Raw genomic sequence first — 23311 nt, forward strand, 5'->3', positions numbered from 1 at the left:
TCCCGGTTACTTAGGTTAGGCTAACCTAAGTTAATGCTCCCCCATCGGAGGACACCCCACATGCGCTCGCACCTGCTCAATGACACGACCGCGGAGCAGTACCGCCGCTCCGTGACCGAAGGAATCGAGCGGGTGGCCGCCAAACTCGCCGCCACCGACCGTCCGTTCACCGGCGTCACGGTCGACGCCCTCGCCCCCGCCATCGACGCGATCGACCTCGACAAGCCGCTGCTCGACACCGCCGCGGTCCTCGACGAGCTGGAGGACGTCTACCTCCGGGACGCGATCTACTTCCACCACCCCCGCTACCTCGCCCACCTCAACTGCCCGGTGGTCATCCCGGCCGTGCTCGGCGAGGCCGTCCTCTCCGCCGTCAACTCCTCCCTCGACACCTGGGACCAGTCGGCCGGCGGCACCCTCATCGAGCGCAAGCTCATCGACTGGACGACCGCCCGCATCGGCCTGGGCGAGAACGCCGACGGTGTCTTCACCTCCGGCGGCACCCAGTCCAACCTCCAGGCACTGCTGCTGGCCCGGGAGGAGTCGAAGACCGACTCCCTCGCCAAACTGCGTGTCTTCGCCTCCGAGGTCAGCCACTTCAGCGTCAAGAAGTCCGCGAAACTGCTGGGCCTCGGCCAGGACGCCGTGGTCTCCGTCCCCGTCGATCACGACAAGCGCATGCAGACCGTCGCGCTCGCCCGTGAACTGGAGCGCTGCCGCCGCGACGGTCTCGTCCCCATGACCGTCGTCGCCACCGCCGGCACCACCGACTTCGGCTCCATCGACCCGCTGCCCGAGATCGCCGAGCTGTGCGAGCAGTTCGGCACCTGGATGCACGTGGACGCGGCGTACGGCTGCGGTCTGCTCGCCAGCCTCAAGTACCGGGACCGCATCGACGGCATCGAGCGCGCCGACTCGGTGACCGTCGACTACCACAAGTCCTTCTTCCAGCCGGTGAGTTCGTCCGCCGTGCTGGTCCGCGACGCTACGACGCTGCGCCACGCCACCTACCACGCGGAGTACCTCAACCCGCGCCGCATGGTGCAGGAACGCATCCCCAACCAGGTCGACAAGTCCCTGCAGACCACCCGCCGGTTCGACGCGCTCAAGCTGTGGATGACCCTGCGGGTGATGGGCGCCGACGGCATCGGGCAGCTCTTCGACGAGGTATGCGACCTGGCCGTGGAGGGCTGGCAGCTGCTGGCCGCCGACCCGCGCTTCGACGTCGTCGTCGAGCCGACCCTGTCCACCCTGGTCTTCCGCTACATACCGGCGGCCGTCACCGACCCCGCCGAGATCGACCGCGCCAACCTCTACGCCCGCAAGGCCCTGTTCGCCTCCGGCGACGCGGTGGTCGCGGGCACGAAGGTCCAGGGCCGCCACTACCTGAAGTTCACCCTGCTCAACCCCGAGACGACGGCCGAAGACATCGCCGCCGTCCTCGATCTGATCGCCGGCCACGCCGAGCAGTACCTGGGAGAGTCCCTTGACCGCGCGTCCTGACAACCCGACCAGAACCCATGACTTCGTGGGCATCGGGCTCGGCCCCTTCAACCTCGGCCTGGCCTGCCTGACCGAGCCGATCGACGAACTCGACGGCGTCTTCCTGGAGTCGAAGCCCGACTTCGAGTGGCACGCCGGGATGTTCCTGGACGGCGCCCACCTCCAGACCCCGTTCATGTCGGACCTGGTCACCCTCGCCGACCCGACCTCGCCGTACTCCTTCCTCAACTACCTGAAGGAGAAGGGCCGGCTGTACTCGTTCTACATCCGCGAGAACTTCTACCCGCTGCGGGTCGAGTACGACGACTACTGCCGCTGGGCCGCGAGCAAGCTGAGCAGCATCCGCTTCAGCACGACGGTGACGGAGGTGACGTACGAGGACGACGTCTACGTCGTGAAGACCGCCGACGGTGGCGTCTTCCGCGCCCGTCATCTCGTCCTCGGCACGGGCACCCCGCCCCACATACCCGAGGCGTGCCAGGGCCTGGGCGGCGACTTCATCCACAACTCCCGCTATCTGCAGCACAAGCGGGAGCTGCAGAAGAAGGACTCGATCACGCTGGTCGGCTCGGGCCAGTCGGCCGCCGAGATCTACTACGACCTGCTCAGCGAGATCGACGTCCACGGCTACCGGCTGAACTGGGTCACCCGCTCCCCGCGCTTCTTCCCGCTGGAGTACACCAAGCTCACGCTGGAGATGACGTCGCCGGAGTACGTCGACTACTTCCACGAGCTCCCGGAGGCCACCCGCTACCGCCTCACCGCCGAGCAGAAGGGCCTGTTCAAGGGCATCGACGGCGACCTCATCAACGAGATCTTCGACCTGCTCTACCAGAAGAACCTCGGCGGCCCGGTCCCGACCCGGCTGCTCACCAACTCCTCGCTGGCCGGCGCCCGGTACGAGAACGGCACGTACACCCTGTCCTTCCGCCAGGAGGAGCAGGAGAAGGACTTCGACATCGAGTCCCAGGGGCTCGTCCTGGCCACCGGTTACAAGTACGCCGAGCCGGAGTTCCTGAGGCCCGTGCGCGATCGCCTGGTCTACGACTCCCGGGGCAACTTCGACGTCGCCCGCAACTACGCCGTCGACGTCACCGGCCGCGGCGTCTTCCTGCAGAACGCCGGCGTGCACACCCACAGCATCACCAGCCCCGACCTGGGGATGGGCCCGTACCGCAACGCGTACATCATCCGCGAGCTGCTCGGCACCGAGTACTACCCGGTCGAGAAGACGATCGCGTTCCAGGAGTTCACCGTATGAGCACCGGTACCTTCACGTTCCGCCCCCTCGACCCGCTGCAGGACGCCGAGCTCCTGCACGCCTGGGTCACCCACCCCAAGGCCGCCTTCTGGATGATGCAGGACGCGAGCCTGGTGGACGTCGAGCGCGCCTACATGGAGATCGCGGCCGACGAGCACCACCACGCGCTGTTGGGCCTCGACGAGGACGGCGTGCCCGCTTTCCTCATGGAGAAGTACGACCCCGCCCACCGCGAGCTGGTCGGCCTGTACGAGCCGCAGCCGGGCGACATCGGCATGCACTTCCTCACGCCGCCCACCGACAGGCCCGTGCGCGGCTTCACCCGGGCCGTCATCACCGCCGTGATGGCGCACCTCTTCGAGGACCCCGCGGTGCGGCGCGTCGTCGTCGAGCCGGACGTGGCCAACAAGGCCGTACACGCCCTGAACGAGGCCGTCGGGTTCGTGCCCGAGCGCGAGATCCAGAAGCCGGAGAAGAAGGCGCTGCTGAGCTTCTGCACGCGTGAGCAGTTCTCGGCCGCCATAGGAGTAGCCGTATGACCCTGTCCGACGCCGTAGCGCATCTGTCCCCCCACCGCTGGGCGCGGGCCAACCGCCTCCTGATCCGCAAGGCACTCGCCGAGTTCGCGCACGAGCGCCTCATCACGCCCGAGGCCACCGGTGCCGGCGCGTACGTCGTCCGCAGCGACGACGGCCTGACCCGCTACACCTTCACGGCGGTGATCCGCGCCCTCGACCACTGGCAGGTCGACGCCGACTCGATCACCCGCACCCGCGACGGCGCCGACCTCCCGCTCGCCGCCCTGGACTTCTTCATCGAGCTGCAGAAGTCCCTCGGCCTGAGCGAGGAGATCCTGCCGGTCTACCTGGAGGAGATCTCCTCCACCCTGTCCGGCACCTGCTACAAGCTCACCAAGCCGCAGATCCCGGTCGCGGAGCTGGTCAGGAGCGACTTCCAGACCATCGAGACCGGCATGACCGAGGGCCACCCCTGCTTCGTCGCCAACAACGGGCGGCTCGGCTTCGGCATCCACGAGTACCTGTCGTACGCCCCCGAGACCGCGAGCCCGGTCCGGCTGGTCTGGCTCGCCGCCCACCGCTCGCGTGCCGCGTTCACGGCCGGTGTCGGCATCGAGTACGAGTCCTTCGTACGGCAGGAGCTGGGCGAGGAGACCGTCGAGCGCTTCTACGGCGTCCTGCGCGACCAGGACCTGGACCCCGCCGACTACCTCCTCATCCCCGTCCACCCCTGGCAGTGGTGGAACAAGCTCACCGTCACCTTCGCCGCCGAGGTCGCCCGGCAGCACCTCGTCTGCCTGGGCGAAGGGGACGACGAGTACCTGGCCCAGCAGTCCATCCGGACCTTCTTCAACCGGACCGACCCCGCAAAGCACTACGTCAAGACGGCCCTGTCCGTCCTCAACATGGGCTTCATGCGCGGACTGTCGGCCGCCTACATGGAGGCCACCCCCGCCATCAACGACTGGCTGGCCCAGCTCATCGAGGGCGACCCGGTCCTGAAGTCCACCGGCCTGTCGATCATCCGCGAGCGCGCCGCCGTCGGCTACCGGCACCTGGAGTACGAAAAGGCCACCGACCGCTACTCGCCGTACCGCAAGATGCTGGCCGCGCTCTGGCGCGAGAGCCCGGTGCCGTCCCTCCAGGACGGCGAGTCGCTCGCCACCATGGCCTCGCTCGTCCACGTCGACCACGAGGGCGCGTCCTTCGCGGGCGCGCTGATCGAGCAGTCGGGTCTCGCGCCGACCGAGTGGCTGCGCCGCTACCTGCGGGCGTACTTCACCCCGCTGCTGCACAGCTTCTACGCCTACGACCTGGTGTTCATGCCGCACGGCGAGAACGTCATCCTGGTCCTCGAGGACGGGGTCGTGGTCCGTGCGATCTACAAGGACATCGCCGAGGAGATCGCCGTCATGGACCCGGACGCGGTCCTGCCGCCGGCGGTCGAACGGCTGCGCGTGGACGTCCCCGAGGACAAGAAACTCCTGTCCCTCTTCACGGACGTCTTCGACTGCTTCTTCCGCTTCCTCGCCGCGAACCTCGCCGCCGAGGGGATCCTGGAGGAGGACGGCTTCTGGCGGACGGTCGCGGACATCACCCGCGAGTACCAGGCGTCGGTGCCCGAACTCGCCGAGAAATTCGAGCGGTACGACATGTTCGCCCCGGAGTTCGCCCTGTCCTGCCTCAACCGCCTCCAGCTGCGCAACAACAAGCAGATGGTGGATCTGGCGGATCCGGCCGGCGCACTCCAGCTGGTGGGCCACCTGAAGAACCCCATCGCAGGGCTGTAGAGCCCCACCAGACAGGCGGGCACCCCGGAGTACGGTCCTCCGGGGTGCCCGTCGGCAGTCGGACCTACTCAGCAGGCCAAGGAACCTGAGGCGACCGGTAGTAGCTGATCCCCAACGCCTCCCACCGCGCAGCCTGCGCAGCAAGCCGCACCTTGTAGGCGTCCCAGTCATGCGTGGCAGCCGGCGACCATCCCAGCTCGGCCGCTCCCGCGAGCCTCGGGAAGGCCATGTACTCGATGTCGGCCGACTTCGTGATCGTCTCCGTCCACAGCGGCGCCTCGACACCCCGGATCGCCGAAGAAGGCGCCCCCGGAAGGTAGTTGCCCGGATCCCAGTCGTACGACCGCTTCACCTCGACCAGCCCCGCCCAGTCCAGCCCCAGCGGAGTGTCGGCGGTGTACTTCATGTCGAGGTAGATCCGGTCGGCGGGCGACAGAATCACCCCCGTCCCGCTCTGCGCCGCCTTCGCCACCTGCGCCTTCTCCTCGGCGCTGGTGGCGTCCAGCCCCCAGTACTGCGCCAGGGCCCCCCGCGAGGGGTTCGCGCCCGTCAGCTGGTGCCAGCCGACCACCGTCTTGCCGTACTCGGCGACGATGGGCTGCACCCGGTCCATGAACTTGACGTAGTCCTCGTGGCTGGTGGAGTGCGCCTCGTCGCCGCCGATGTGCAGATAGCGGCCCGGCGTGAGCGCGGCGAGCTCCCGGATCACGTCGTCGACGAAGTCGTACGTGATGTCCTTGCCGACGCACAGCGAGCTGAAGCCGACGTCGGTGCCGGTGTAGAGCGGGGGTGCGATGCCGTCGCAGTTGAGCTCGGCGTACGAGGCCAGGGCGGCGTTCGTATGGCCCGGCATGTCGATCTCCGGGACGACCTCCAGATAGCGCGCGGACGCGTACCGGACGATCTCCTGGTAGTCGGCCTTGGTGTAGAAGCCGCCGGGGCCGCCGCCGACCTGGGTCGAGCCGCCGTGGGCCGCGAGGCGCGGCCAGGAGTCGATGGCGATGCGCCAGCCCTGGTCGTCACTGAGATGAAGGTGCAGTTTGTTGATCTTGTAGAGGGCGAGTTGGTCGATGTAGCGCTTGACCTGGCCGACGGTGAAGAAGTGCCGGGAGACGTCGAGCATCGCGCCGCGCCAGCCGTAGCGCGGGCTGTCGGTGATCGTACCGCCCGCGACCAGCCAGGGGCCGGGCTGGACGGAGTCCTTCTCGACGGCCGCCGGCAGGAGTTGGCGCAGGGTCTGGACGCCGTGGAAGAGACCGGCGGGCTCGGCCGCCGTGATGGTGATGCCACCGCGACCGCTGTCGAGGCGGTAGCCCTCGGCGCCGAACGGCCCCTTGGCGAGGCGCAGTCGGACGCCACCCCGCCCGTGCGAGGTGACCGGCAGCGGATATCCGGTGGAGGGCCGCAGGACGCCCGCGAGGTACTCGCCGACGCGCCGGGCCTCGCGGGAGTCGTCGACGAGGATGCGGGTGCCGTCGGTGATGCGGTACGGGGGTCCGCCGGGCGCCACCGACGCGGGTGCGGGGACCACCCGGCCCAGGGGTATCGGCTCGCCGGGCGCCGGTGCCGCGCCCACCGTGAAGGCGCCGGCCGCCGCCACGAGCAGCAGGGATCCGAGGATCCGGGTCATACGGGGAGTCGTTCTGTGGTGCCGTCTCACATGCGCTCCCTTCAGGATTGGTAGAGACCACTCTCCCGCAGAACCGATGAAACAATCCCCCCATGGCGGAAATCATCCAGAAGGACGGCACGTGGGTCTTCGACGGCGACGCACTGCGGCTGACCCCCGGACGGGACAAGAACGTCAGCCTGTTCCGCAAGACGCTGGGTGAACTGGTCGTCCCCCTGGGCGCGTTGGCGGGGGTCTCCTTCGAACAGGGCAAGAAGGCCGGGCGGCTGCGGCTGCGCCTGCGCGACGGCGCCGACCCGCTGCTGCACGCCACCGGCGGCCGCCTGACCGAGCCGCACGACCCGTACCAACTGATCGTGGAGTCCGACCGCTACGGCGTCGCCGAGTACTTCACGGACGAGGTGCGCAACGCCCTGCTGCTGGACGAGGTGCCGGCCGACCCGGTCGACCAGTACCTGCTGCCCGGCCCCTCCGTCCCCCTGTCCTTCTCCGCCGGGGACGGCACCGCCGGCTTCGACGGCGAGCACGTCCGCCTGGAGTGGAACTGGAAGACGGAGGACGCCAAGGCCGCCGCCGGCGCCCGCTCCCTCCCGCTCACCGACATCACGGCCGTGGAGTGGCATCCGGCGGCGGGCCTGGAGAACGGCTACCTGCGCTTCACCGTCAGGAACGCGCCCACCAAGGCCCCGCCCAAGTACGACCCCAACTCCGTGGAGCTGTGGGGCTTCAAGAAGGACCCGCTGATGGCCCTGGTCGCGGCGGCGGTCCAGGCCCGTCTCCCGCATCCCACCGCTCCGGTCGCCGCGAGCGCGCCGCAGGACGACGTGGCCCAGGACCACGACGCCCTCCTGCGCCGCCTGCGCGAACTCGGCGAACTCCACCGCACGGGTGTGCTGACGGACGAGGAGTTCACGATGGCCAAGCAGGCGGTGCTCAAGCGGATGTAGCGGGCCTACTTGGCCTTGCGGGCCACCGTGAAGTGGTCGATCCGGTCGCCCGTCTCGGCGATGCCCGACACCTTCAGCCTGGCGTAGTGGCCACGCGGCGCGGGCTGGACGTCCACCCGCAGGAACGAGTAGTTGAGGTAACGCACCCGCGACCACGCGACCGTCTCGTTCTGCTTGCCGTCCTTGAGGTTCACGAAGGAGGCCACGGAGTCGACCTCGTGCTCGTGCCCCTCGTAGGAGTCCGGCGCGGAGAACGCGTACAGGCTGCGGCCCGCCGCGCCCGCGGTGACGTAGACGACGCCCTCGATCTCCGGGTACGCCGTGCCGCCGATCGGCAGCTTCTTGGCGACCTGGTCGCCCTTGATGACGTCGGTGCGCTCGTACTGGTGGTTGTGGCCGTTGATGACGAGGTCGACCTGGTACTTCTCGAACAGCGGCACCCACTCCTGTCGCACGCCGCCTTCCGAGGCGTGCGCCGTGGAGGTGCAGTACGCGCAGTGGTGGAAGAACACGACGACGAAGTCGATGTCCTTCGCGGCCCGGAAGTTCTTCAGCTGCGCCTCGAACCACTTGGTCTGGGTGCCGCCGGAGATGCCGAGGTTGGCGGGTATCTCGTACGACACGTCGTTCGGGTCGAGCGAGATGACCGCGGTGTTGCCGTAGACGAAGGAGTAGACGCCGGGCAGGTTCTTCCTGTCCGGCCCGTTGTCGGGGAGCGTGAAGCGGGCCGCCTCGCCGCCGTAGCCGTTGGGCGAGTACCAGGCCTCCATGTCGTGGTTGCCGTAACTCACCATCCACGGGACGGATTTGGCGACCGACTCGGTCTGGTACAGGAACTGGTCCCAGGTGCGCGCGTCGAAGCCGGTGTCGGACGTCTTGCCCTGGCCCGCCGGGTCGCCGTACGCGATGTCGCCGGCGTGCAGGTGGAAGACCGGGTTCTGGCCGAGGATCAGGCTGTCGTTGGCGAGCGCGTGGTAGCTGACGCCCTGGTCGCCGAAGGCGGTGAAGGTGAAGGGTGTCTTGTGGGCGGGGGCGGTGGTGAACGTGCCGAGGGTGCCGAGCAGGTGCGGGGCGGCGGGGTCGAAGCCCTGGTGGCCGACGCCGTAGTAGTACGTGCGGCCGGGGCGCAGATGGGTGAGCTTGGCGTGCAGGTAGTACTGCGTGTGGTCGCCGCTCGTGCCGACGCCGGCCGGTGTGTGGAGGGTGCGGACCTCCGCCTCGATCTTGCGGGAGAGGTCCCAGGGGTGGGCGCCGATGCGGACGTACGGCTTCTTCACGGCGACCGGGACCTGCCACGAGACGGTCATCTCGGTGCGCGGGTCGTTGCCGTAGGCGAGGTGGCGGCCGAACGGGGCGACGAGGGCGCCGTCGACGGTCTCGGTGGCAGCGGCCGTGCGCTGCGTCGGCACGGCGGCCTGTGCGGTGGCGCCCGGCACGAACGCGCCCCCCGTGACGGCGCCCAGGGTGACGGCGCCGCCTCTGATCATCGTGCGTCGCGAGAACGCGGCGCGCAGGTACTCGTGCTGCTCGGCCATGCTCATGCGGTCGGCCAGCTGCTGGGGTACTCCCATGCGAGGTATGTCCATGGCGCCACAAGGTGCTCGATGCACACATCCCCCCGCGGAACAACCGCCCAACGGACACCCATGGGCGTTCCATAACTGTCCCAAAGCCCCCCGACACAGCCTTGCCCGAAATCGGGCAGAATTCTTGCGAAGCAGCCACCCATACCTCAGGATCTACCGAGTGCACGACGACCTTGTTGATCACCTGACCCGCACCACACCCCTCAACCGGGGCGAGGCGCTGCGTGTGATCCAGGACGTGCTCGCCTACTTCGACGAGACGACCGAGGAATACGTCCGTCGCCGCCACCGCGAGCTCCAGGCCCAGGGCCTGGTGAACGCGACGATCTTCGAACGGATCGAGGCGGACCTGAAATACCGTGCGGTGGCCCCGGCGGAGCTCACGCTCCGCCAGCTGCGCCGGATCGTCTACGGCTAGGAATACGTATATATATGTGCGGAATCGTCGGATACATCGGGAAGCGTGACGTGGCGCCCCTGCTGCTGGAGGGCCTCCAGCGCCTGGAGTACCGCGGCTACGACTCGGCGGGCATCGTCGTCACGTCCCCGAAGGCGGCGGGCCTGAAGACGGTCAAGGCCAAGGGCCGGGTCCGTGACCTGGAGGCCAAGGTCCCGGCGCGCTTCAAGGGCACCACCGGCATCGCCCACACCCGCTGGGCCACCCACGGCGCCCCCTCCGACGTGAACGCCCACCCGCACCTGGACGCCGAGGGCAAGGTCGCCGTCGTCCACAACGGCATCATCGACAACGCCTCCGACCTGCGCCGCAAGCTGGAGGCGGACGGCGTCGAGTTCCTCTCCGAGACCGACACCGAGGTCCTCGTCCACCTCATCGCCCGCTCGCAGGCCGAGAAGCTGGAGGACAAGGTCCGCGAGACGCTGCGCCTCATCGAGGGCACGTACGGCATCGCGGTGATGCACGCCGACTTCAACGACCGCATCGTCGTCGCCCGCAACGGCTCGCCGGTCGTCCTCGGCATCGGCGAGAAGGAGATGTTCGTCGCCTCCGACATCGCCGCACTGGTCGCCCACACGCGGCAGATAGTGACGCTGGACGACGGCGAGATGGCCACCCTGAAGGCCGACGACTTCCGCACCTACACGACGGAGGGCACCCGTACGACGGCGGAGCCCACGACCGTCGAGTGGGAGGCCGCGTCCTACGACATGGGCGGCCACGACACCTACATGCACAAGGAGATCCACGAGCAGGCCGACGCCGTCGACCGCGTGCTGCGCGGCCGTATCGACGACCGCTTCTCCACCGTGCACCTCGGCGGCCTCAACCTGGACGCCCGCGAGGCCCGCCAGATCCGCCGCGTGAAGATCCTCGGCTGCGGCACCTCGTACCACGCCGGCATGATCGGCGCCCAGATGATCGAGGAGCTGGCCCGCATCCCCGCGGACGCCGAGCCGGCCTCGGAGTTCCGCTACCGCAACGCGGTCGTCGACCCCGACACCCTCTACATCGCCGTCTCCCAGTCCGGTGAGACGTACGACGTCCTGGCGGCCGTCCAGGAGCTGAAGCGCAAGGGTGCCCGCGTCCTGGGCATCGTGAACGTGGTGGGCTCGGCGATCGCCCGCGAGGCCGACGGCGGCATCTACGTCCACGCGGGCCCCGAGGTCTGCGTCGTCTCGACGAAGTGCTTCACCAACACGACGGTGGCCTTCGCGCTCCTCGCCCTGCACCTGGGCCGCACCCGCGACCTCTCCGTCCGCGACGGCAAGCGGATCATCGAGGGCCTGCGCAAGCTCCCCGCCCAGATCTCCGAGATCATGGAGCAGGAGGAGGAGATCAAGAAGCTGGCCGAGCAGTTCGCCGACGCCCGCTCGATGCTCTTCATCGGCCGCGTCCGGGGCTACCCGGTGGCCCGCGAGGCCTCCCTGAAGCTCAAGGAGGTCTCCTACATCCACGCCGAGGCCTACCCCGCCTCCGAGCTCAAGCACGGCCCCCTGGCCCTGATCGAGCCCGCCCTCCCGACGGTCGCGATCGTCCCCGACGACGACCTCCTGGAGAAGAACCGCGCCGCCATGGAGGAGATCAAGGCCCGCAGCGGCAAGATCCTCGCGGTCGCCCACCAGGACCAGGAGAAGGCCGACCAGACGATCGTGGTCCCGAAGAACGAGGACGAGCTGGACCCGATCCTGATGGGCATCCCGCTGCAGCTCCTCGCCTACCACACGGCGTTGGCCCTGGGCCGGGACATCGACAAGCCGAGGAACCTCGCCAAGTCGGTGACGGTCGAGTAGCGGCTTTCAAGGAACGGACCCCCCGTGTCGGCATCGAACACGGGGGGTCCGTTCTCATGTACGCCGCCAGAGCCGCTCCCCGTCCCGCTCCTCCCCCGTAACGGTCAGCCCGGCCGCCGCGGCAACCGCCGCCGAGGCCAGGTGATCGGGATGGACATACGCGGCGACCGTACGGACGCCCCGCCGCCCGAGCCGCCCGACGAGCCCCCGCGCCGCCTCCGACGCGACACCGCGCCCCTGCCACGGCGTGCCGACCACCCAGGCGATCTCCGCATCGTGTCCCCCGGTGACCGTGGCCTGGACCGTGCCCACGAGACACGACTCGGCGCGCAGCCGCAGCGCCCAGTTGCACCAGGAGACGCCCGGGTCGGGGGAGCCGGCGACGAGGCGCTCGTAGCGGGCGCGCAGGCCGGCGGCGGAGTAGGGGGCGCCACCGATGAAGCGGTGCAGCGCCGGGTCCGACAGGACGACGGCCATCTCCGCGGCGTGCTCGACGCGCAGTGGGAGGAGATCGAGCCGGTCGGTGGGGATGGGCTCTGCGCATAGACGGGGCATACGGAAAATGATTCAGCCGGTGACTTCATTTCTGAAGTCACCGGCTGATCGGTGAGGGTGAGTGACGGGACTCGAACCCGCGGCATCCTGGACCACAACCAGGTGCTCTACCAGCTGAGCTACACCCACCATGACCGGTTGTAGGACTTCCGTGGAGTCCCCTACCGGCCGAGAAAAAGTGTACAGGGTCCGAAGGGGTGCTCGCGCACGCCTTTTGCGGCGCCCCTGCGTGACCCTCTCTCACACCTACTGAGCAGGCAGGACGTGCTTCGCCGCGATCGACTTCGCGGTGTCGGAGTCGGGGCCGGGCTGCGGTACGAAGATGGCCTCGCGGTAGTAGCGGAGTTCGGCGATGGACTCGCGGATGTCGGCGAGGGCCCGGTGGTTGCCGTTCTTCTCGGGGCTGTTGAAGTAGGCCCGCGGGTACCAGCGGCGGGCCAGCTCCTTGACCGAGGAGACGTCGACGATCCGGTAGTGGAGGTAGTCCTCCAGCGTCGGCATGTCGCGCAGCAGGAAGCCGCGGTCCGTGCCGACGGAGTTGCCGCACAGCGGGGCCTTGCCGGGTTCCTTCACGTGCTCGCGTACGTACGCCAGGACCTGCTCCTCGGCGTCCGCCAGCGTCGTGCCGCCGGCCAGCTCGGCGAGCAGCCCGGACGCGGTGTGCATCTGACGCACCACCTCCGGCATCGTCTCCAGCGCCTGCTCCGGCGGGCGGATGACGATGTCCACTCCCTCGCCGAGGACGTTCAGCTCGGAGTCGGTGACGAGGGCGGCAACCTCGATGAGCGCGTCGTCGGACAGCGAGAGGCCGGTCATCTCGCAGTCGATCCACACCATGCGATCGTTCATGCGACCACCCTAAAGCTGACGTCCGCTTTTGGGATGCCCGGCGTTGCAGCCGACCCGCACTGGGGACTGCCGCCCCCAGACCCCCGCTTCGGCCCTGAGGGGGCCTCGTCCTCAAACGCCGGACGGGCTGAGTCGGTCAGCCCGCCCGGCATTACAAGGTCACGACCCGCTGCGCTGCCCCGGCAGGCTCGCCCGGCTCGCCGCATACGCCTCGCGGCCGTTGTCCGACGCCACCGACAGGGGCCCGGACGTGCCCACCGGTGCCGGGGTGCGGCGGGTCTGGAGCGGGACGGGGCCGCCCTCCGGGTACGCCGGGGGCGGTGGGCCCTGCGGCGCCGGGCCCGGGCCGGCCGTGGGCTCCGGGTCCACCGGCCGGTCGCCCTGGGGGCGCCGCGCACGGTACGCCGCCCGGTACGCGGCCGGTGACGAGCCGAGCTGGCGCCGGAAGTGGCCGCGCAGCGCCACCGGCGAGCGGAAGCCGCAGCGGCCCGCGACCTCGTCCACCGAGTAGTCCGACGTCTCCAGCAGGCGCTGCGCCTGCAGCACCCGCTGGGTGATCAGCCACTGCAGCGGGGCGCTCCCGGTCAGGGACCGGAAACGGCGGTCGAAGGTCCGGCGCGACATGTACGCGCGCGCAGCCAGCGTCTCCACGTCGAACTGCTCGTGGAGGTGTTCCAGCGCCCAGGCGACGACCTCGGCCAGCGGGTCGGCGCCGATCTCCTCCGGTAAAGACCGATCGAGGTAGCGCTCCTGACCGCCGGACCGGCGCGGCGGGACCACCAGACGGCGGGCCAGGGCCCCGGCCGCCTCGTTGCCGTGGTCCGTCCGCACGATGTGGAGACAGAGATCGATTCCGGCCGCCGTACCCGCCGACGTCAGTACGTCCCCGTCGTCCACGAAGAGTTCTCGTGGATCCACGTGCACCGACGGATAGCGCTTGGCCAGCGTCGGTGCGTACATCCAGTGTGTCGTCGCCGGGCGGCCGTCCAGCAGGCCGGCCGCGGCGAGGACGAAGGCGCCGGTGCACAGCCCGACTATGCGGGCGCCTTCCTCGTGCGCCCGGCGCAGTGCGTCGAGCGCCTCCTCCGGCGGCGGCGAGGTGATCGAGCGCCAGGCAGGCACGACGACCGTGCCCGCCCGCGATATCGCCTCCAGGCCATGTGGTGCCGAGAGTTCCAGGCCCCCTGTGGTCCGCAGTGGGCCTTCCTCGCCGCCGCACACCAGCAAGCGGTAGCGCGGCACGCCGGCGTCCTGGCGGTCAATCCCGAACACCGACAGCGGTATGGAACTCTCGAAGATGGGGCCGCCGCTGAACAGCAGCACCGCGACGATCTCCTTGCGACGTCGCCCGGAAAGCTTCCGGGCCGCGGCTTCCGGCGCGGCAGTGGAGTCGTGGCTCATACTGCTAAGCCCCCCTCGGTGGTCGCGGCTCCTCGGTTGTGTCGCTCCTGCACGTTTCCCCTCGGTCCTGCACGAGTCCCCCGCCGTAGACAGTCAAGATCGAATCTACTGTGTCGCGTCGTGCCGCAGTGGCCGGTTCGGCACTCGGCACATTGTCGACTTGGCAACTTGGCGTGAAGCATTCGATCACGAAGCGTTGCACTCGCGGGCCGTGCAGGGAAGTGCGCCTTGTCGCAGTGGCCAATCCACGTAGGGTGCGCAGACCCCCTGAGGCCCTTTCCGTGCAGGTGGAACGGGGGGTGGAGGGTGTTCTGGACGGGGAATGCATGGACGCCGGAAGTTGGCTGAAAAGCAACGTCCCCGTGCGCGGAAACCGGTCAGCCGACCGGTGTATTTCCCCCAGTGTGACGTCCGCCTCGGTGGGCCCCGGTTCCGGTCCTGTGGTGGCGTCCGCGTCGCGAGGGCGACGGGCCGGTGCGTTCGTCGTCCTTCATGCGCGCCGCGCCGCGTTCCGATTCGCGCAGCAGCAGCCGACAGACCGCCGTCACGGCCGCGAGGCCGAGGGCCGTGCCGGTGGCGCCGGCCAGCGAGGTGCCGTACCAGAGGAGGACCACGGGGACCAGGACGCAGGAGAAGACGGCCCACCGGACCACGATGGCGCTGTCTTCGTACGGGGTGCGGGGTCCTGGCATGAGTGCGTGCTCCCTGGGCTCCCTCGGGGGTGGATCACGGGGATCAACGCCCGTTCGAGCGGTCGGTCACTGGGGGCACGGTGACGAGCGCGGTCGTGGGGGCGAGTGAATCCTGTGCAAACCGCCTGTACACCGCAGCAACCATTGCGTTACGGGCGTCCCCTCGTGCATGCTCCCTGGAACCCGCGCCGACCGGGCGCGGGGATCTGGGTTAAGGAGGCGTGCCGCCGTACCCTTGGGGTATGGGGTTGGGAAGACCATTCCCGGACACAGCTCCGCCGCAGACTGCTGCATCCGTCAGCGAGCCCCGCTCGCGGGCCCACCCATAAAGGATCAATACGCCGAGACAGCCATGGCCGGTCACGAATTCTTCGAACCCGCGGACCGCAAGCGGCCGGTCGCCGACCCCACGGCGGCCGATCCCCTGGCGGCGGAAGAGCCACGCCAGTCCTGCGACCCCGCCTTCAAGCACGGCGTCGTCGTCGGCTTCGACGGCTCCACCTCCAGTGAGCGCGCCCTCGCGTACGCCATCGGCATGGCCCATCGCTCCGGGTCGGGCCTGATCATCGTCCACGTCGCCAACCGGCTGCCCACCACGGTGTGGGCGGGCTGCGAGCCGCCGGTCTTCGTGGACGTGCCGGACCACCGCACCGAGGTGCTCGGCCTCGAACTCGCCTGTGCCGACTACCTCGCCGAGGTGCCCTGGATCCTCGTCGAGCGCGGCGGCGACATCTGCCACGAGCTCGAAGAGGTCGGACGGGAGTACGAGGCGGACGCGATCGTCGTCGGCTCCACGCACGGCATCGTCGGACGGATCTTCGGGTCCGTGGCCGGGCGGCTGGCCAAGCGCGCCAAGCGTCCCGTCGTTGTCATTCCGTAACTCGCCGTCGTCCCAGGTGAGATGAGCCGTTCGGGACGCCGTGCCCCTTCCCGCGGTGCGCGAATTCACTCGCGAATTTACTCACGCGTAGAGGTGTTTGTGCCCTTGTGAAGGGCATATAACGCTCACCGCACAACTGCACATGCAAGAAGGGAGCCCGCCGTGGACAACGACGTCTCTGCGGGAAGCGGAATCACCACCGTGGTCGGCCGACTCGCCCTGGGCATCACCCTGTTGGCCTTCGGGCTGGGGTACACCGACGTGATCGACGGTGTCTCGGCTGCTGACGCCGTATCAATCGCCCAGTACGTGGGCGGCATAGCCCTCTTCGTCGCCGGCCTGATGGCCCTCCGCGACCGTGACGGCGCGAACGGGACCGCGTTCGTGGCGCTCGGCGCCTTCTGGTTCACCTGGGCCGTCTCCTCGGACGCGGCGGTCTCCGACAACGCGGCGGGGCTCTTCCTGCTGCTGTTCGCCCTGGTGGCGCTGTCCCTCACCCTCGCCGGTGGTGACCAGCTCGGTCAGGGCGCGTACGGGTTGTTCTTCGTTGCCCTGCTGCTCATGGCGATCGCCGCCTTCGCCGACAACGACGGGCTGACCAAGGTGGGTGGCTGGTTCGCCGTGGCGGCGGGTGCGGTGGCTTGGTACGCAGCGACTGCGGCTCTGGCCCATTGGCCGACGGCCCTTCCGCGACGCGCTGCCGGCCGGGGAGTGACGGCCACCGGTTAGCTGCGCAGGCCGGGGAGTTGGGCGGCTTCCCGGCGTTCAGAGACGGACCCCCCCCGTGAAAGGTGGCATCACGTGGGGGTCCGTCCTTGTTCGTCGGCCTCTGCGGGTGTGTGGGGGCTTGTCGCGCAGTTCCCCGCGCCCCTTGGGGCGTCAGCGGAACCGTTGGCCGTCCAAGGCTCGCGTCCCCGCGGCGCAGGCCTGCCTCAGTTCGGTGAGTTCGGAGGGCGGCAGTCTTCGGGCCGAGCCGCGGCGGGTGAGGTCGAGTGTCTCGGATGCGGTGCGCAGCCACTGTGGCGCGGGGTCTACGCCGATGAACTCGGCCAGGCGGGTGAGTTCTTCGGCCGGGTTGTCGAGGAGGTCCTCGTAGGCGAGGGTGGTGCGCCGGTCGGTGGGCAGGCGGGTGAGGAACTCCGTGCCCTCGGTGACGAGTTCGGACCACAGGGCGCCGAACCTGCGCAGGGGAAGGTCCCGGTCGCGTACGAGGGCAGGGTCGAAGCGTTCGGCGAGCAGCGGTGCCAGGTCCGCGGGGAGGGCGCGCACATGATCCTCGGTCAGGTCGGCGAAGCTGTCGATGCCGGCTCGTTCCTTGATCTCGCGCAGCAGCAGGATCGTGCGGTACCCGGGGTGGCGGCTCATGGACAGGGCGCAGTCCGGTCCGTCTCTGAACAGGTGCACGAACCTCGCGTCCGGGAACGTATCGCGCAGCCCTGGCGCCCAGCCGGTCGAGTAACCGGACCGCTCCACGACGGCGGTGCGCCCGAACCGCCCGCAGAGCAGGTCGAACAGCGCCCGGTGGTGCTCGGCGGCGGTGCGCTCGGGCCAGCGGACCACCGCCGTGGCGAGCTCGTCGAGAAGCCCGTCCGGGTCGTCGGTGAGGTGCGGCAGCACCATCAGGGAGAGCGCGGGAATGCCGGTGGTCCGCCCCGTGTATCTGCCGGGGCGGCGCGTGTAGAGGAACTCCGGCAGCGGCAGCCCGCTGCGGATCATCCGCTCGAAGTGCGGGGCGGGCCGGAAGAGCGCCTGCCAGAACTCCTCACCGGTCACCTTGCCCTCGGGGAAGGCGGCGTCGCCCACGGAGGCCATGAACTCGTTGAGGCTCAGGACGTCCGGGTGGGCGTTGAGAATGCGCGACAGCGCGGTCGAGCCGCTGCGCCCCGTACCGATGACGAAGGTCAAGGAACGCATGGTCAGCCTCCGAAAACGCCTCAGCCACGGGCATCCCGCTGGTCGACTTCCTTCAACACCGCGGCGACGGTGGCGAAGTCGTTGTCCACGTGAAGCACGGCGTGGCCATGGTGGACCGCAGTGGCGCACACCAGCAGATCAACAGCCCCCGCGGCGCGATGCTGCCCGTACTGGGTGAGCTTGTACTGAGCCGTGTCGACCCAGCGCCACGCGCTCTTCGGAACCGGCGAGAGATGGCACAGGGCATCCAACTCGTCGGCCAGTTCGTCGCGGTGGGCAGGGCCCGTGGCGGAATACAGGAACTCGGTGCGCGTGGGCTCGCAGATGTGGAAGGCGCCCGCGGCGATGTGCCCTTCCCAGGCACGCAGCGCGCCGGGCGTGCGGAACAGATGCCACAGCGCCGAGGTGTCCAGGAGGTAGGTGATCACTCGAAGGCCGCCCGACGCGCCCGCTTGGCGTCGTCATGGGCCGCCGCCGCCGCATCGAACTCGCCACGCTCGCCACGTGCCGCCAGCCTCTCGGCGGCCTCGAGACGCCTCACGCGCGCGACGTAGTCCCGCAGGGCGGCGTTCACCGTGTCCTTCTTGGTCGTGGAGCCCATGAGTCGCATCGCCTCGGCGAGCGCCTCGTCGTCCAGATCGATCTGGGTCACGCTCATCTCGCCCACCTCCATGTCCGCGATGTACATGAACAGTGTACGTCACCAACATTGAAGGAGCTCTCACGACGACGCCCGGCTCACCAGCTCCGTAGCCAGCACCACCTGCGGCCGCTCCAGCCCCCGCGACACCGCCGGCCGGCGGTCCGCGATCTCGCTGAGGAGGAGGTCCAGCATCCGGCGGCCCATGTCCTCGATGGGCTGGCGGACGCTGGTCAGGGGCGGGTCCATGTGGCGGGCGATGGCGGAGTCGTCGTAGCCGACGAGGGCCACGTCGTCGGGGATACGGCGGCCCGCCTCGCGCAGGGCGTGGCGGACGCCCGCCGCCGTCACGTCCGACGCCGCGAAGACCGCGTCCAGGTCGGGGCGGCGCGCGAGCAGGGCCTGCGTCGCCCGGGCGCCGCCCTCCTCCGTGAAGTCGCCCGGCTCGATCAGCGCCTCGTCCACCTCGTGCCCGGCGTCCCGCAGGGCGTCGCGGTAGCCGTCGACGCGGCGCTGGGCGCCGTAGACGTCGAGGCGGCCGGTGATGTGGGCGATCCGGGTGCGGCCGCGGGCCAGCAGATGCTCGACGGCCGAGCGGGCGCCGCCGTAGTTGTCGGAGTCCACCGAGGTCAGCGTCTCCGTGGCCGACCTGGGGCCGCTGATCACCGCCGGGATCTCCAGCTGGGCCAGCAGGTCCGGCAGCGGGTCGTCCGCATGGACCGAGACCAGGAGCACGCCGTCCACCCGGTGCGCCGCCAGGTACTGGGCCAGGCGACGTCGCTCCCGGTCGCTGCCCGCGAAGATCAGCAGCAGCTGCATCTCGGTGTCGGCGAGCGCGGCGCCCACGCCCTTGACCATGTCCGAGAAGTACGGCTCCGCGAAGAAACGCGTCTCCGGCTCGGGCACGACCAGCGCGATCGCGTCCGTGCGGTTCGCCGCCAGGGCCCGGGCCGCCGTGTTGGGGACGTAGCCGAGCTCCGCGACCGCCGCCTCCACCGCGGCGCGGGTCGCGTCGCTGACGCGGGGCGAACCGTTGATCACCCGGGAGACGGTGCCGCGGCCGACGCCCGCGCGCGCCGCCACCTCTTCGAGGGTGGGCCGGCCGCCGCTCCGGCCCCGCGTTCCGTGGGTTGCCATGGGCTCCGCCTTCCCCGCCGTTCCTTACGCTGGCCTGGAATCTAACAGCCCCGTCCGCTGCAGTGCCCCCACCTGGGGGCAGCCGCCCCCGGACCCCCGCTTCGGTCCCCGAGGGGCCCGTCCTCGATCGCCCCCGGACGGACTCGGCCGAGTCCAGTTAACGGCCCGATAACTGAACGCATCTCTCCGCGCCGATGCCCTTGACACCCCCGCCCGGACCGACGACCCTTCAACACATCACTTGTGGGAGCGCTCCCACAGTACCTGACACATACACATCCCGCACGTTCCCCGCCCGAGCCGCAGCGATGCATCATGACGTTTCAACGGGCCCAACAATGCCGTTGGCCGGGGGGTCGGCACGTCAGGCAACAGGAGGACGCAATGCGCACGAGTACCCGCGGGTCCCGCAGGCTGATGGCCCTCGCGGCCGTCGCCGCGCTGACGACGGGGCTGCTGGCCGGCTGCGCCGAGGACTCGGACGACGGCTCCGCGAACGACGGCGGTGGCAACGGCGGCGGTGGCAAGACCACCCTCACCATCGGCACGTTCGGCACCTTCGGCTACAAGCAGGCCGGCCTCTACGACGAGTACATGAAGCTGCACCCCGACATCTCCATCAAGGAGAACGTCACCACCCGCACCGACGTCTACTGGCCCAAGGTCCTCACCCGCCTGCAGGCCGGCTCCGGTGCCGACGACATCCAGGCCATCGAGGTCATGAACATCACCGAGGCCGTGGAGACACAGGCCGACAAGTTCGTGGACCTCGGCAAGGAGGTCGACAAGTCGCAGTGGCTGGACTGGAAGAACCAGCAGGCCACCACGAAGGACGGCAAGCAGATCGGGCTCGGCACCGACATCGGCCCGATGGCGATCTGCTACCGCAAGGACCTGTTCGAGAAGGCCGGCCTGGAGACCGACCGCACCAAGCTCGCCGAGCAGTGGAAGGGCGACTGGGGCAAGTACGTCGACCTGGGCAAGCAGTACATGAAGAAGGCGCCGAGCGGCACCAAGTTCGTGGACTCGGCCTCCTCCGTCTACAACGCGGCCCTCGGCGGGGCGCCCGAGCGCTACTACAAGGACGACGGCACCGTCGACTGGGACAAGTCGGAGGGCGTCAAGAAGGCCTGGGACGTCGCCATGGACGTGGCGACCAGCAACATGTCGGCGAAGCTGAAGCAGTTCGACAAGCCGTGGGACCAGGGCTACGCCAACGGCACCTTCGCCACGGTGGCCTGCCCGGCCTGGATGATCGGCTACATCCTGGAGAAGTCCGGTGACGCCGGCAAGGGCAAGTGGGACGTGGCGGCGGCGCCGACCGCGGCCAACTGGGGCGGTTCCTTCCTGGGCGTGCCGACGTCGGGCAAGCACCAGAAGGAGGCCATCGCGCTGGCGAAGTGGCTGACCGCGCCCGAGCAGCAGGCGAAGGTGTTCGCCAAGCAGGCCAGCTTCCCGTCGACCCCGTCGGCGTACTCGTCCCTGAAGCCGGCGGCCGCCACCACGGAGTACTTCTCGAACGCGCCGATCACGGAGATCTTCTCGGCCTCCGCGAAGACCATCCCGTCCCAGTACTTCGGCATCAAGGACCAGCCGATCAACACCGCGCTGACCGACATCGGCATCCTCCAGGTCGAGCAGAAGGGCAAGACCCCCGACGAGGGCTGGGACGCCGCGTCCAAGGAGATCAAGGACGTGCTCGGCCAGTGACCAGCCCCAAGCAGGCCCTCGCGCATCACGCGTCGAGCGCCGACGCCGCGCCCGGTGAGCAGCCGGGCGCGGCCGGCCGCGCGCACGGTCGCGGTACGCCTCCGCCGGGGAGCGATTCCTGGCGGAGCCGGCTGTACCGCTGGGACATGAAGGCGTCGCCGTACGCCTTCATCGCCCCCTTCTTCATCGTCTTCGGGGCGTTCTCACTCGTCCCGCTGCTCTACACGGCTTGGTACTCGCTGCACAACGTGCAGTTGTCGAACCTGGACGGCCAGACCTGGGCCGGCCTGGACAACTTCCAGAACCTGCTGTCCTCGGACTTCTTCTGGAACGCGCTGTGGAACACCTTCACCATCGGTGTGATCTCCACGGTGCCGCAGCTGCTGATGGCGATCGGCCTGGCGCACCTGCTGAACTACAAGCTGCGCGGTTCGACCGTGTGGCGCGTCGTGATGCTCACTCCGTACGCCACCTCGGTGGCGGCGGCGACGCTGGTGTTCGTGCTGCTGTACTCCTGGGACGGCGGCATGATCAACTGGCTGCTGGACTTCGTCGGCATCGACCCGGTCAACTGGCGTGAGTCCGACTGGGGTTCGCAGTTCGCGGTGTCGTCGATCGTGATCTGGCGGTGGACGGGCTACAACGCGCTGATCTACCTGGCGGCGATGCAGGCCATCCCGGCCGACCTCTACGAGTCCGCGGCGATCGACGGCGCCAACCGCTGGCAGCAGTTCCTGCACGTCACGATCCCGCAGCTGCGGCCGACGATCCTGTTCACCGTGGTCGTCTCGACGATCGGCGCGACCCAGCTCTTCGGTGAGCCCCTGCTGTTCGGCGGGGTGAGCGGTTCGAAGGGCGGTTCAGAGCACCAGTACCAGACGCTCGGCCTGTACATGTACGACCAGGGCTGGATCATCGGCAACCTGGGCAAGGCTTCCGCGATCGCCTGGACGATGTTCCTGCTCCTGCTGATCGTCGCCGTGATCCAACTGCTGGTCTCCCGACGGCTGAGGAAATCCCAATGAGCACTACTGAACTGACGCTCCCTCAGGCGAAGCGGGACAAGAGGCCCCGGCGCGAGCGGCGGCGGGTGATGGGCGCGGGCAAGCAGCTGCACGCCGGCCCGGTCACCTACGTCGTGCTGAGCGTCTTCGCGCTGGTGTCGCTGGCCCCGCTGGTGTGGACGGCGATCGCGGCCTCGCGCACCGACCGGCGACTGGCTCAGACTCCGCCGCCGCTGTGGTTCGGCGGGAACCTGTTCAAGAACATGGAACGGGCGTGGGAGGAGGGCGGGCTCGGCACCGCGATGTTCAACACCACGTTCGTCGCGGCCACGATCACCATCAGCACGGTGCTGTTCGCCACCCTCGCCGGTTTCGCCTTCGCCAAGCTCCGCTTCCGGTTCTCCGGTCTTCTGCTGATGCTGACGATCGGCACGATGATGATCCCGCCGCAGCTGGCCGTCGTACCACTGTATCTGTGGATGGCGGACCTCGGCTGGTCGAACCAGCTCCAGACGGTGATCCTGCCGACGCTGTGCACGGCCTTCGGTACGTTCTTCATGCGGCAGTACCTGGTGCAGGCGCTGCCGACCGAGCTGATCGAGGCGGCGCGGGTGGACGGCGCGAGCAGTCTGCGGGTCGTCTGGCACGTGGTCTTCCCGGCGGCCCGGCCCGCGATGGCCGTCCTGGGCCTGCTGACCTTCGTGTTCGCCTGGAACGACTTCCTGTGGCCGATCATCGCCCTGAACCAGGAGAACCCGACCGTGCAGGTCGCCCTCAACTCCCTCGGCACCGGCTACGTCCCCGACCAGGCGGTGATCATGGCGGGCGCCCTGCTCGGCACGCTGCCGCTGCTGATCGCGTTCCTGCTGTTCGGCAAGCAGATCGTGGGCGGCATCATGCAGGGCGCGGTCAAGGGCTGACGCGCGCCCGCTCCGCCCCGGCCGTACGACTCCGGGGGCCGGGTCACCGCCGCCTCGGCCCCTGCACCACCCCTGCACCGCCCCTTCCCCCCTCTACCCGTCGGTCTCCACGACCCCCAATGGG

At 69.3% G+C, this 23311-nt stretch carries 22 protein-coding genes and 1 tRNA gene; 12 read left to right on the plus strand and 11 right to left on the minus strand.

All coding sequences use genetic code 11. From position 1 onward, the window contains the following. Positions 1–60 precede the first annotated feature (60 nt). Genes desA through ACIBU0_RS39895 form a run of 4 tightly spaced genes read left to right on the plus strand, consistent with a single transcriptional unit; the run spans position 61 to position 5072 of the window. Positions 61–1503 carry a lysine decarboxylase DesA gene (gene desA / locus ACIBU0_RS39880; protein ID WP_398828626.1) on the plus strand — a complete coding sequence of 481 codons (1443 nt, stop codon included), beginning with the start codon at positions 61–63 and terminating at the stop codon, positions 1501–1503. Next, positions 1487–2764: a lysine N(6)-hydroxylase/L-ornithine N(5)-oxygenase family protein gene (locus ACIBU0_RS39885; protein WP_398828629.1), complete on the plus strand. Its 1278-nt coding sequence runs from the start codon at positions 1487–1489 to the stop codon at positions 2762–2764. The genes desA and ACIBU0_RS39885 overlap by 17 nt, the downstream gene beginning before the upstream one ends. Continuing rightward, positions 2761–3303, plus strand: coding sequence for a GNAT family N-acetyltransferase (locus ACIBU0_RS39890; RefSeq protein ID WP_398828631.1), 543 nt, complete (start codon positions 2761–2763; stop codon positions 3301–3303). The genes ACIBU0_RS39885 and ACIBU0_RS39890 overlap by 4 nt, the downstream gene beginning before the upstream one ends. Further along, the gene (locus tag ACIBU0_RS39895) at positions 3300–5072 is read left to right on the plus strand and encodes an IucA/IucC family protein (protein WP_398828633.1); all 1773 of its coding nucleotides are present in this window, start codon (positions 3300–3302) and stop codon (positions 5070–5072) included. Before ACIBU0_RS39890 ends, ACIBU0_RS39895 begins: the two co-directional genes overlap by 4 nt. A 64-nt stretch (positions 5073–5136) precedes the next feature. Here ACIBU0_RS39895 and ACIBU0_RS39900 read toward each other — a convergent pair whose 3' ends face one another. Further along, a complete protein-coding gene (locus tag ACIBU0_RS39900; protein WP_398828635.1) occupies positions 5137–6732 on the minus strand; it encodes a beta-N-acetylhexosaminidase in 1596 nt (531 codons plus the stop codon). A gap of 62 nt (positions 6733–6794) precedes the next feature. Between ACIBU0_RS39900 and ACIBU0_RS39905 the strand changes: the two genes are divergently transcribed. Further along, a complete protein-coding gene (locus tag ACIBU0_RS39905; RefSeq protein ID WP_398828637.1) occupies positions 6795–7649 on the plus strand; it encodes a DUF4429 domain-containing protein in 855 nt (284 codons plus the stop codon). A gap of 5 nt (positions 7650–7654) precedes the next feature. On the opposite strand, the gene ACIBU0_RS39910 is transcribed toward ACIBU0_RS39905, so the two are convergent. Further along, the gene (locus ACIBU0_RS39910) at positions 7655–9220 is read right to left on the minus strand and encodes a purple acid phosphatase family protein (protein ID WP_398828716.1); all 1566 of its coding nucleotides are present in this window, start codon (positions 9218–9220) and stop codon (positions 7655–7657) included. A 175-nt stretch (positions 9221–9395) separates the two neighbouring features. Here ACIBU0_RS39910 and ACIBU0_RS39915 point away from each other — a divergent pair, with 175 nt between their 5' ends. Both ACIBU0_RS39915 and glmS read left to right on the plus strand, forming a co-directional pair. Continuing rightward, on the plus strand, positions 9396–9653 hold the full coding sequence (locus ACIBU0_RS39915) for a hypothetical protein (RefSeq protein ID WP_398828639.1): 258 nt from the start codon (positions 9396–9398) through the stop codon (positions 9651–9653). 14 nt (positions 9654–9667) lie between these two features. Further along, on the plus strand, positions 9668–11485 hold the full coding sequence (glmS, locus tag ACIBU0_RS39920; protein ID WP_398828641.1) for a glutamine--fructose-6-phosphate transaminase (isomerizing): 1818 nt from the start codon (positions 9668–9670) through the stop codon (positions 11483–11485). A 54-nt stretch (positions 11486–11539) separates the two neighbouring features. On the opposite strand, the gene ACIBU0_RS39925 is transcribed toward glmS, so the two are convergent. The 5 genes from ACIBU0_RS39925 to ACIBU0_RS39945 all read right to left on the minus strand — a co-directional run bounded on the left by ACIBU0_RS39925 (position 11540) and on the right by ACIBU0_RS39945 (position 14982). Then, the gene (locus tag ACIBU0_RS39925; RefSeq protein WP_398828643.1) at positions 11540–12040 is read right to left on the minus strand and encodes a GNAT family N-acetyltransferase; all 501 of its coding nucleotides are present in this window, start codon (positions 12038–12040) and stop codon (positions 11540–11542) included. A 56-nt stretch (positions 12041–12096) separates the two neighbouring features. Further along, positions 12097–12169, minus strand: a tRNA-His gene (locus ACIBU0_RS39930). Positions 12170–12286: 117 nt separating this feature from the next. Further along, complete coding sequence (gene orn, locus ACIBU0_RS39935; protein ID WP_398828645.1) at positions 12287–12889, minus strand: oligoribonuclease; 603 nt, start codon at positions 12887–12889, stop codon at positions 12287–12289. A gap of 159 nt (positions 12890–13048) precedes the next feature. Then, entirely contained in the window at positions 13049–14290 is a 1242-nt protein-coding gene (locus tag ACIBU0_RS39940) for a helix-turn-helix domain-containing protein (RefSeq protein ID WP_398828647.1), read from the minus strand. Between the two features lie 377 nt (positions 14291–14667). Next, entirely contained in the window at positions 14668–14982 is a 315-nt protein-coding gene (locus ACIBU0_RS39945; RefSeq protein WP_398828649.1) for a hypothetical protein, read from the minus strand. Positions 14983–15334: 352 nt separating this feature from the next. Between ACIBU0_RS39945 and ACIBU0_RS39950 the strand changes: the two genes are divergently transcribed. Further along, a complete protein-coding gene (locus ACIBU0_RS39950; protein ID WP_095755823.1) occupies positions 15335–15862 on the plus strand; it encodes a universal stress protein in 528 nt (175 codons plus the stop codon). A gap of 162 nt (positions 15863–16024) precedes the next feature. Then, on the plus strand, positions 16025–16591 hold the full coding sequence (locus ACIBU0_RS39955) for a GPR1/FUN34/YaaH family transporter (RefSeq protein ID WP_398828651.1): 567 nt from the start codon (positions 16025–16027) through the stop codon (positions 16589–16591). Between the two features lie 150 nt (positions 16592–16741). Here ACIBU0_RS39955 and ACIBU0_RS39960 read toward each other — a convergent pair whose 3' ends face one another. The 4 genes from ACIBU0_RS39960 to ACIBU0_RS39975 form a co-directional block, all read right to left on the minus strand. After that, positions 16742–17776, minus strand: coding sequence for a sulfotransferase family protein (locus ACIBU0_RS39960; RefSeq protein WP_398828653.1), 1035 nt, complete (start codon positions 17774–17776; stop codon positions 16742–16744). A 20-nt stretch (positions 17777–17796) separates the two neighbouring features. Continuing rightward, positions 17797–18204: a PIN domain nuclease gene (locus ACIBU0_RS39965; RefSeq protein ID WP_398828655.1), complete on the minus strand. Its 408-nt coding sequence runs from the start codon at positions 18202–18204 to the stop codon at positions 17797–17799. After that, positions 18201–18434, minus strand: coding sequence for a type II toxin-antitoxin system VapB family antitoxin (locus ACIBU0_RS39970; RefSeq protein ID WP_398828718.1), 234 nt, complete (start codon positions 18432–18434; stop codon positions 18201–18203). Before ACIBU0_RS39970 ends, ACIBU0_RS39965 begins: the two co-directional genes overlap by 4 nt. Positions 18435–18497: 63 nt before the next feature. Further along, positions 18498–19553 (minus strand): LacI family DNA-binding transcriptional regulator, encoded by a 1056-nt coding sequence (locus tag ACIBU0_RS39975; protein ID WP_398828657.1) that lies wholly within the window; start codon positions 19551–19553, stop codon positions 18498–18500. Positions 19554–19937: 384 nt separating this feature from the next. Here ACIBU0_RS39975 and ACIBU0_RS39980 point away from each other — a divergent pair, with 384 nt between their 5' ends. From ACIBU0_RS39980 to ACIBU0_RS39990, 3 genes are read left to right on the plus strand one after another with little or no spacing between them, the layout of a single operon-like run. Continuing rightward, positions 19938–21263 carry an ABC transporter substrate-binding protein gene (locus ACIBU0_RS39980; protein ID WP_398828659.1) on the plus strand — a complete coding sequence of 442 codons (1326 nt, stop codon included), beginning with the start codon at positions 19938–19940 and terminating at the stop codon, positions 21261–21263. Beyond that, a complete protein-coding gene (locus ACIBU0_RS39985) occupies positions 21260–22288 on the plus strand; it encodes a carbohydrate ABC transporter permease (RefSeq protein ID WP_398828662.1) in 1029 nt (342 codons plus the stop codon). The genes ACIBU0_RS39980 and ACIBU0_RS39985 overlap by 4 nt, the downstream gene beginning before the upstream one ends. After that, a complete protein-coding gene (locus ACIBU0_RS39990) occupies positions 22285–23187 on the plus strand; it encodes a carbohydrate ABC transporter permease (protein WP_398828665.1) in 903 nt (300 codons plus the stop codon). Before ACIBU0_RS39985 ends, ACIBU0_RS39990 begins: the two co-directional genes overlap by 4 nt. The last annotated feature ends 124 nt before the right edge of the window (positions 23188–23311 follow it).

The sequence above is a fragment of the Streptomyces sp. NPDC049627 genome (assembly GCF_044465645.1).
Classification (GTDB): Bacteria; Actinomycetota; Actinomycetes; order Streptomycetales; family Streptomycetaceae; genus Streptomyces.

Bases quoted from the DNA above. Each gene is read 5' to 3' on its own strand.
- ACIBU0_RS39940 (WP_398828647.1), bottom strand. From the start codon at position 14,290: ATGAGCCACGACTCCACTGCCGCGCCGGAAGCCGCGGCCCGGAAGCTT.
- ACIBU0_RS39910 (WP_398828716.1), bottom strand. From the start codon at position 9,220: ATGGGAGTACCCCAGCAGCTGGCCGACCGCATGAGCATGGCCGAGCAG.
- ACIBU0_RS39950 (WP_095755823.1), top strand. From the start codon at position 15,335: ATGGCCGGTCACGAATTCTTCGAACCCGCGGACCGCAAGCGGCCGGTC.
- ACIBU0_RS39990 (WP_398828665.1), top strand. From the start codon at position 22,285: ATGAGCACTACTGAACTGACGCTCCCTCAGGCGAAGCGGGACAAGAGG.
- ACIBU0_RS39890 (WP_398828631.1), top strand. From the start codon at position 2,761: ATGAGCACCGGTACCTTCACGTTCCGCCCCCTCGACCCGCTGCAGGAC.
- ACIBU0_RS39945 (WP_398828649.1), bottom strand. From the start codon at position 14,982: ATGCCAGGACCCCGCACCCCGTACGAAGACAGCGCCATCGTGGTCCGG.
- ACIBU0_RS39925 (WP_398828643.1), bottom strand. From the start codon at position 12,040: ATGCCCCGTCTATGCGCAGAGCCCATCCCCACCGACCGGCTCGATCTC.
- ACIBU0_RS39895 (WP_398828633.1), top strand. From the start codon at position 3,300: ATGACCCTGTCCGACGCCGTAGCGCATCTGTCCCCCCACCGCTGGGCG.
- ACIBU0_RS39970 (WP_398828718.1), bottom strand. From the start codon at position 18,434: ATGAGCGTGACCCAGATCGATCTGGACGACGAGGCGCTCGCCGAGGCG.
- orn (WP_398828645.1), bottom strand. From the start codon at position 12,889: ATGAACGATCGCATGGTGTGGATCGACTGCGAGATGACCGGCCTCTCG.
- ACIBU0_RS39905 (WP_398828637.1), top strand. From the start codon at position 6,795: ATGGCGGAAATCATCCAGAAGGACGGCACGTGGGTCTTCGACGGCGAC.
- ACIBU0_RS39975 (WP_398828657.1), bottom strand. From the start codon at position 19,553: ATGGCAACCCACGGAACGCGGGGCCGGAGCGGCGGCCGGCCCACCCTC.
- ACIBU0_RS39960 (WP_398828653.1), bottom strand. From the start codon at position 17,776: ATGCGTTCCTTGACCTTCGTCATCGGTACGGGGCGCAGCGGCTCGACC.
- desA (WP_398828626.1), top strand. From the start codon at position 61: ATGCGCTCGCACCTGCTCAATGACACGACCGCGGAGCAGTACCGCCGC.
- ACIBU0_RS39980 (WP_398828659.1), top strand. From the start codon at position 19,938: ATGCGCACGAGTACCCGCGGGTCCCGCAGGCTGATGGCCCTCGCGGCC.
- glmS (WP_398828641.1), top strand. From the start codon at position 9,668: ATGTGCGGAATCGTCGGATACATCGGGAAGCGTGACGTGGCGCCCCTG.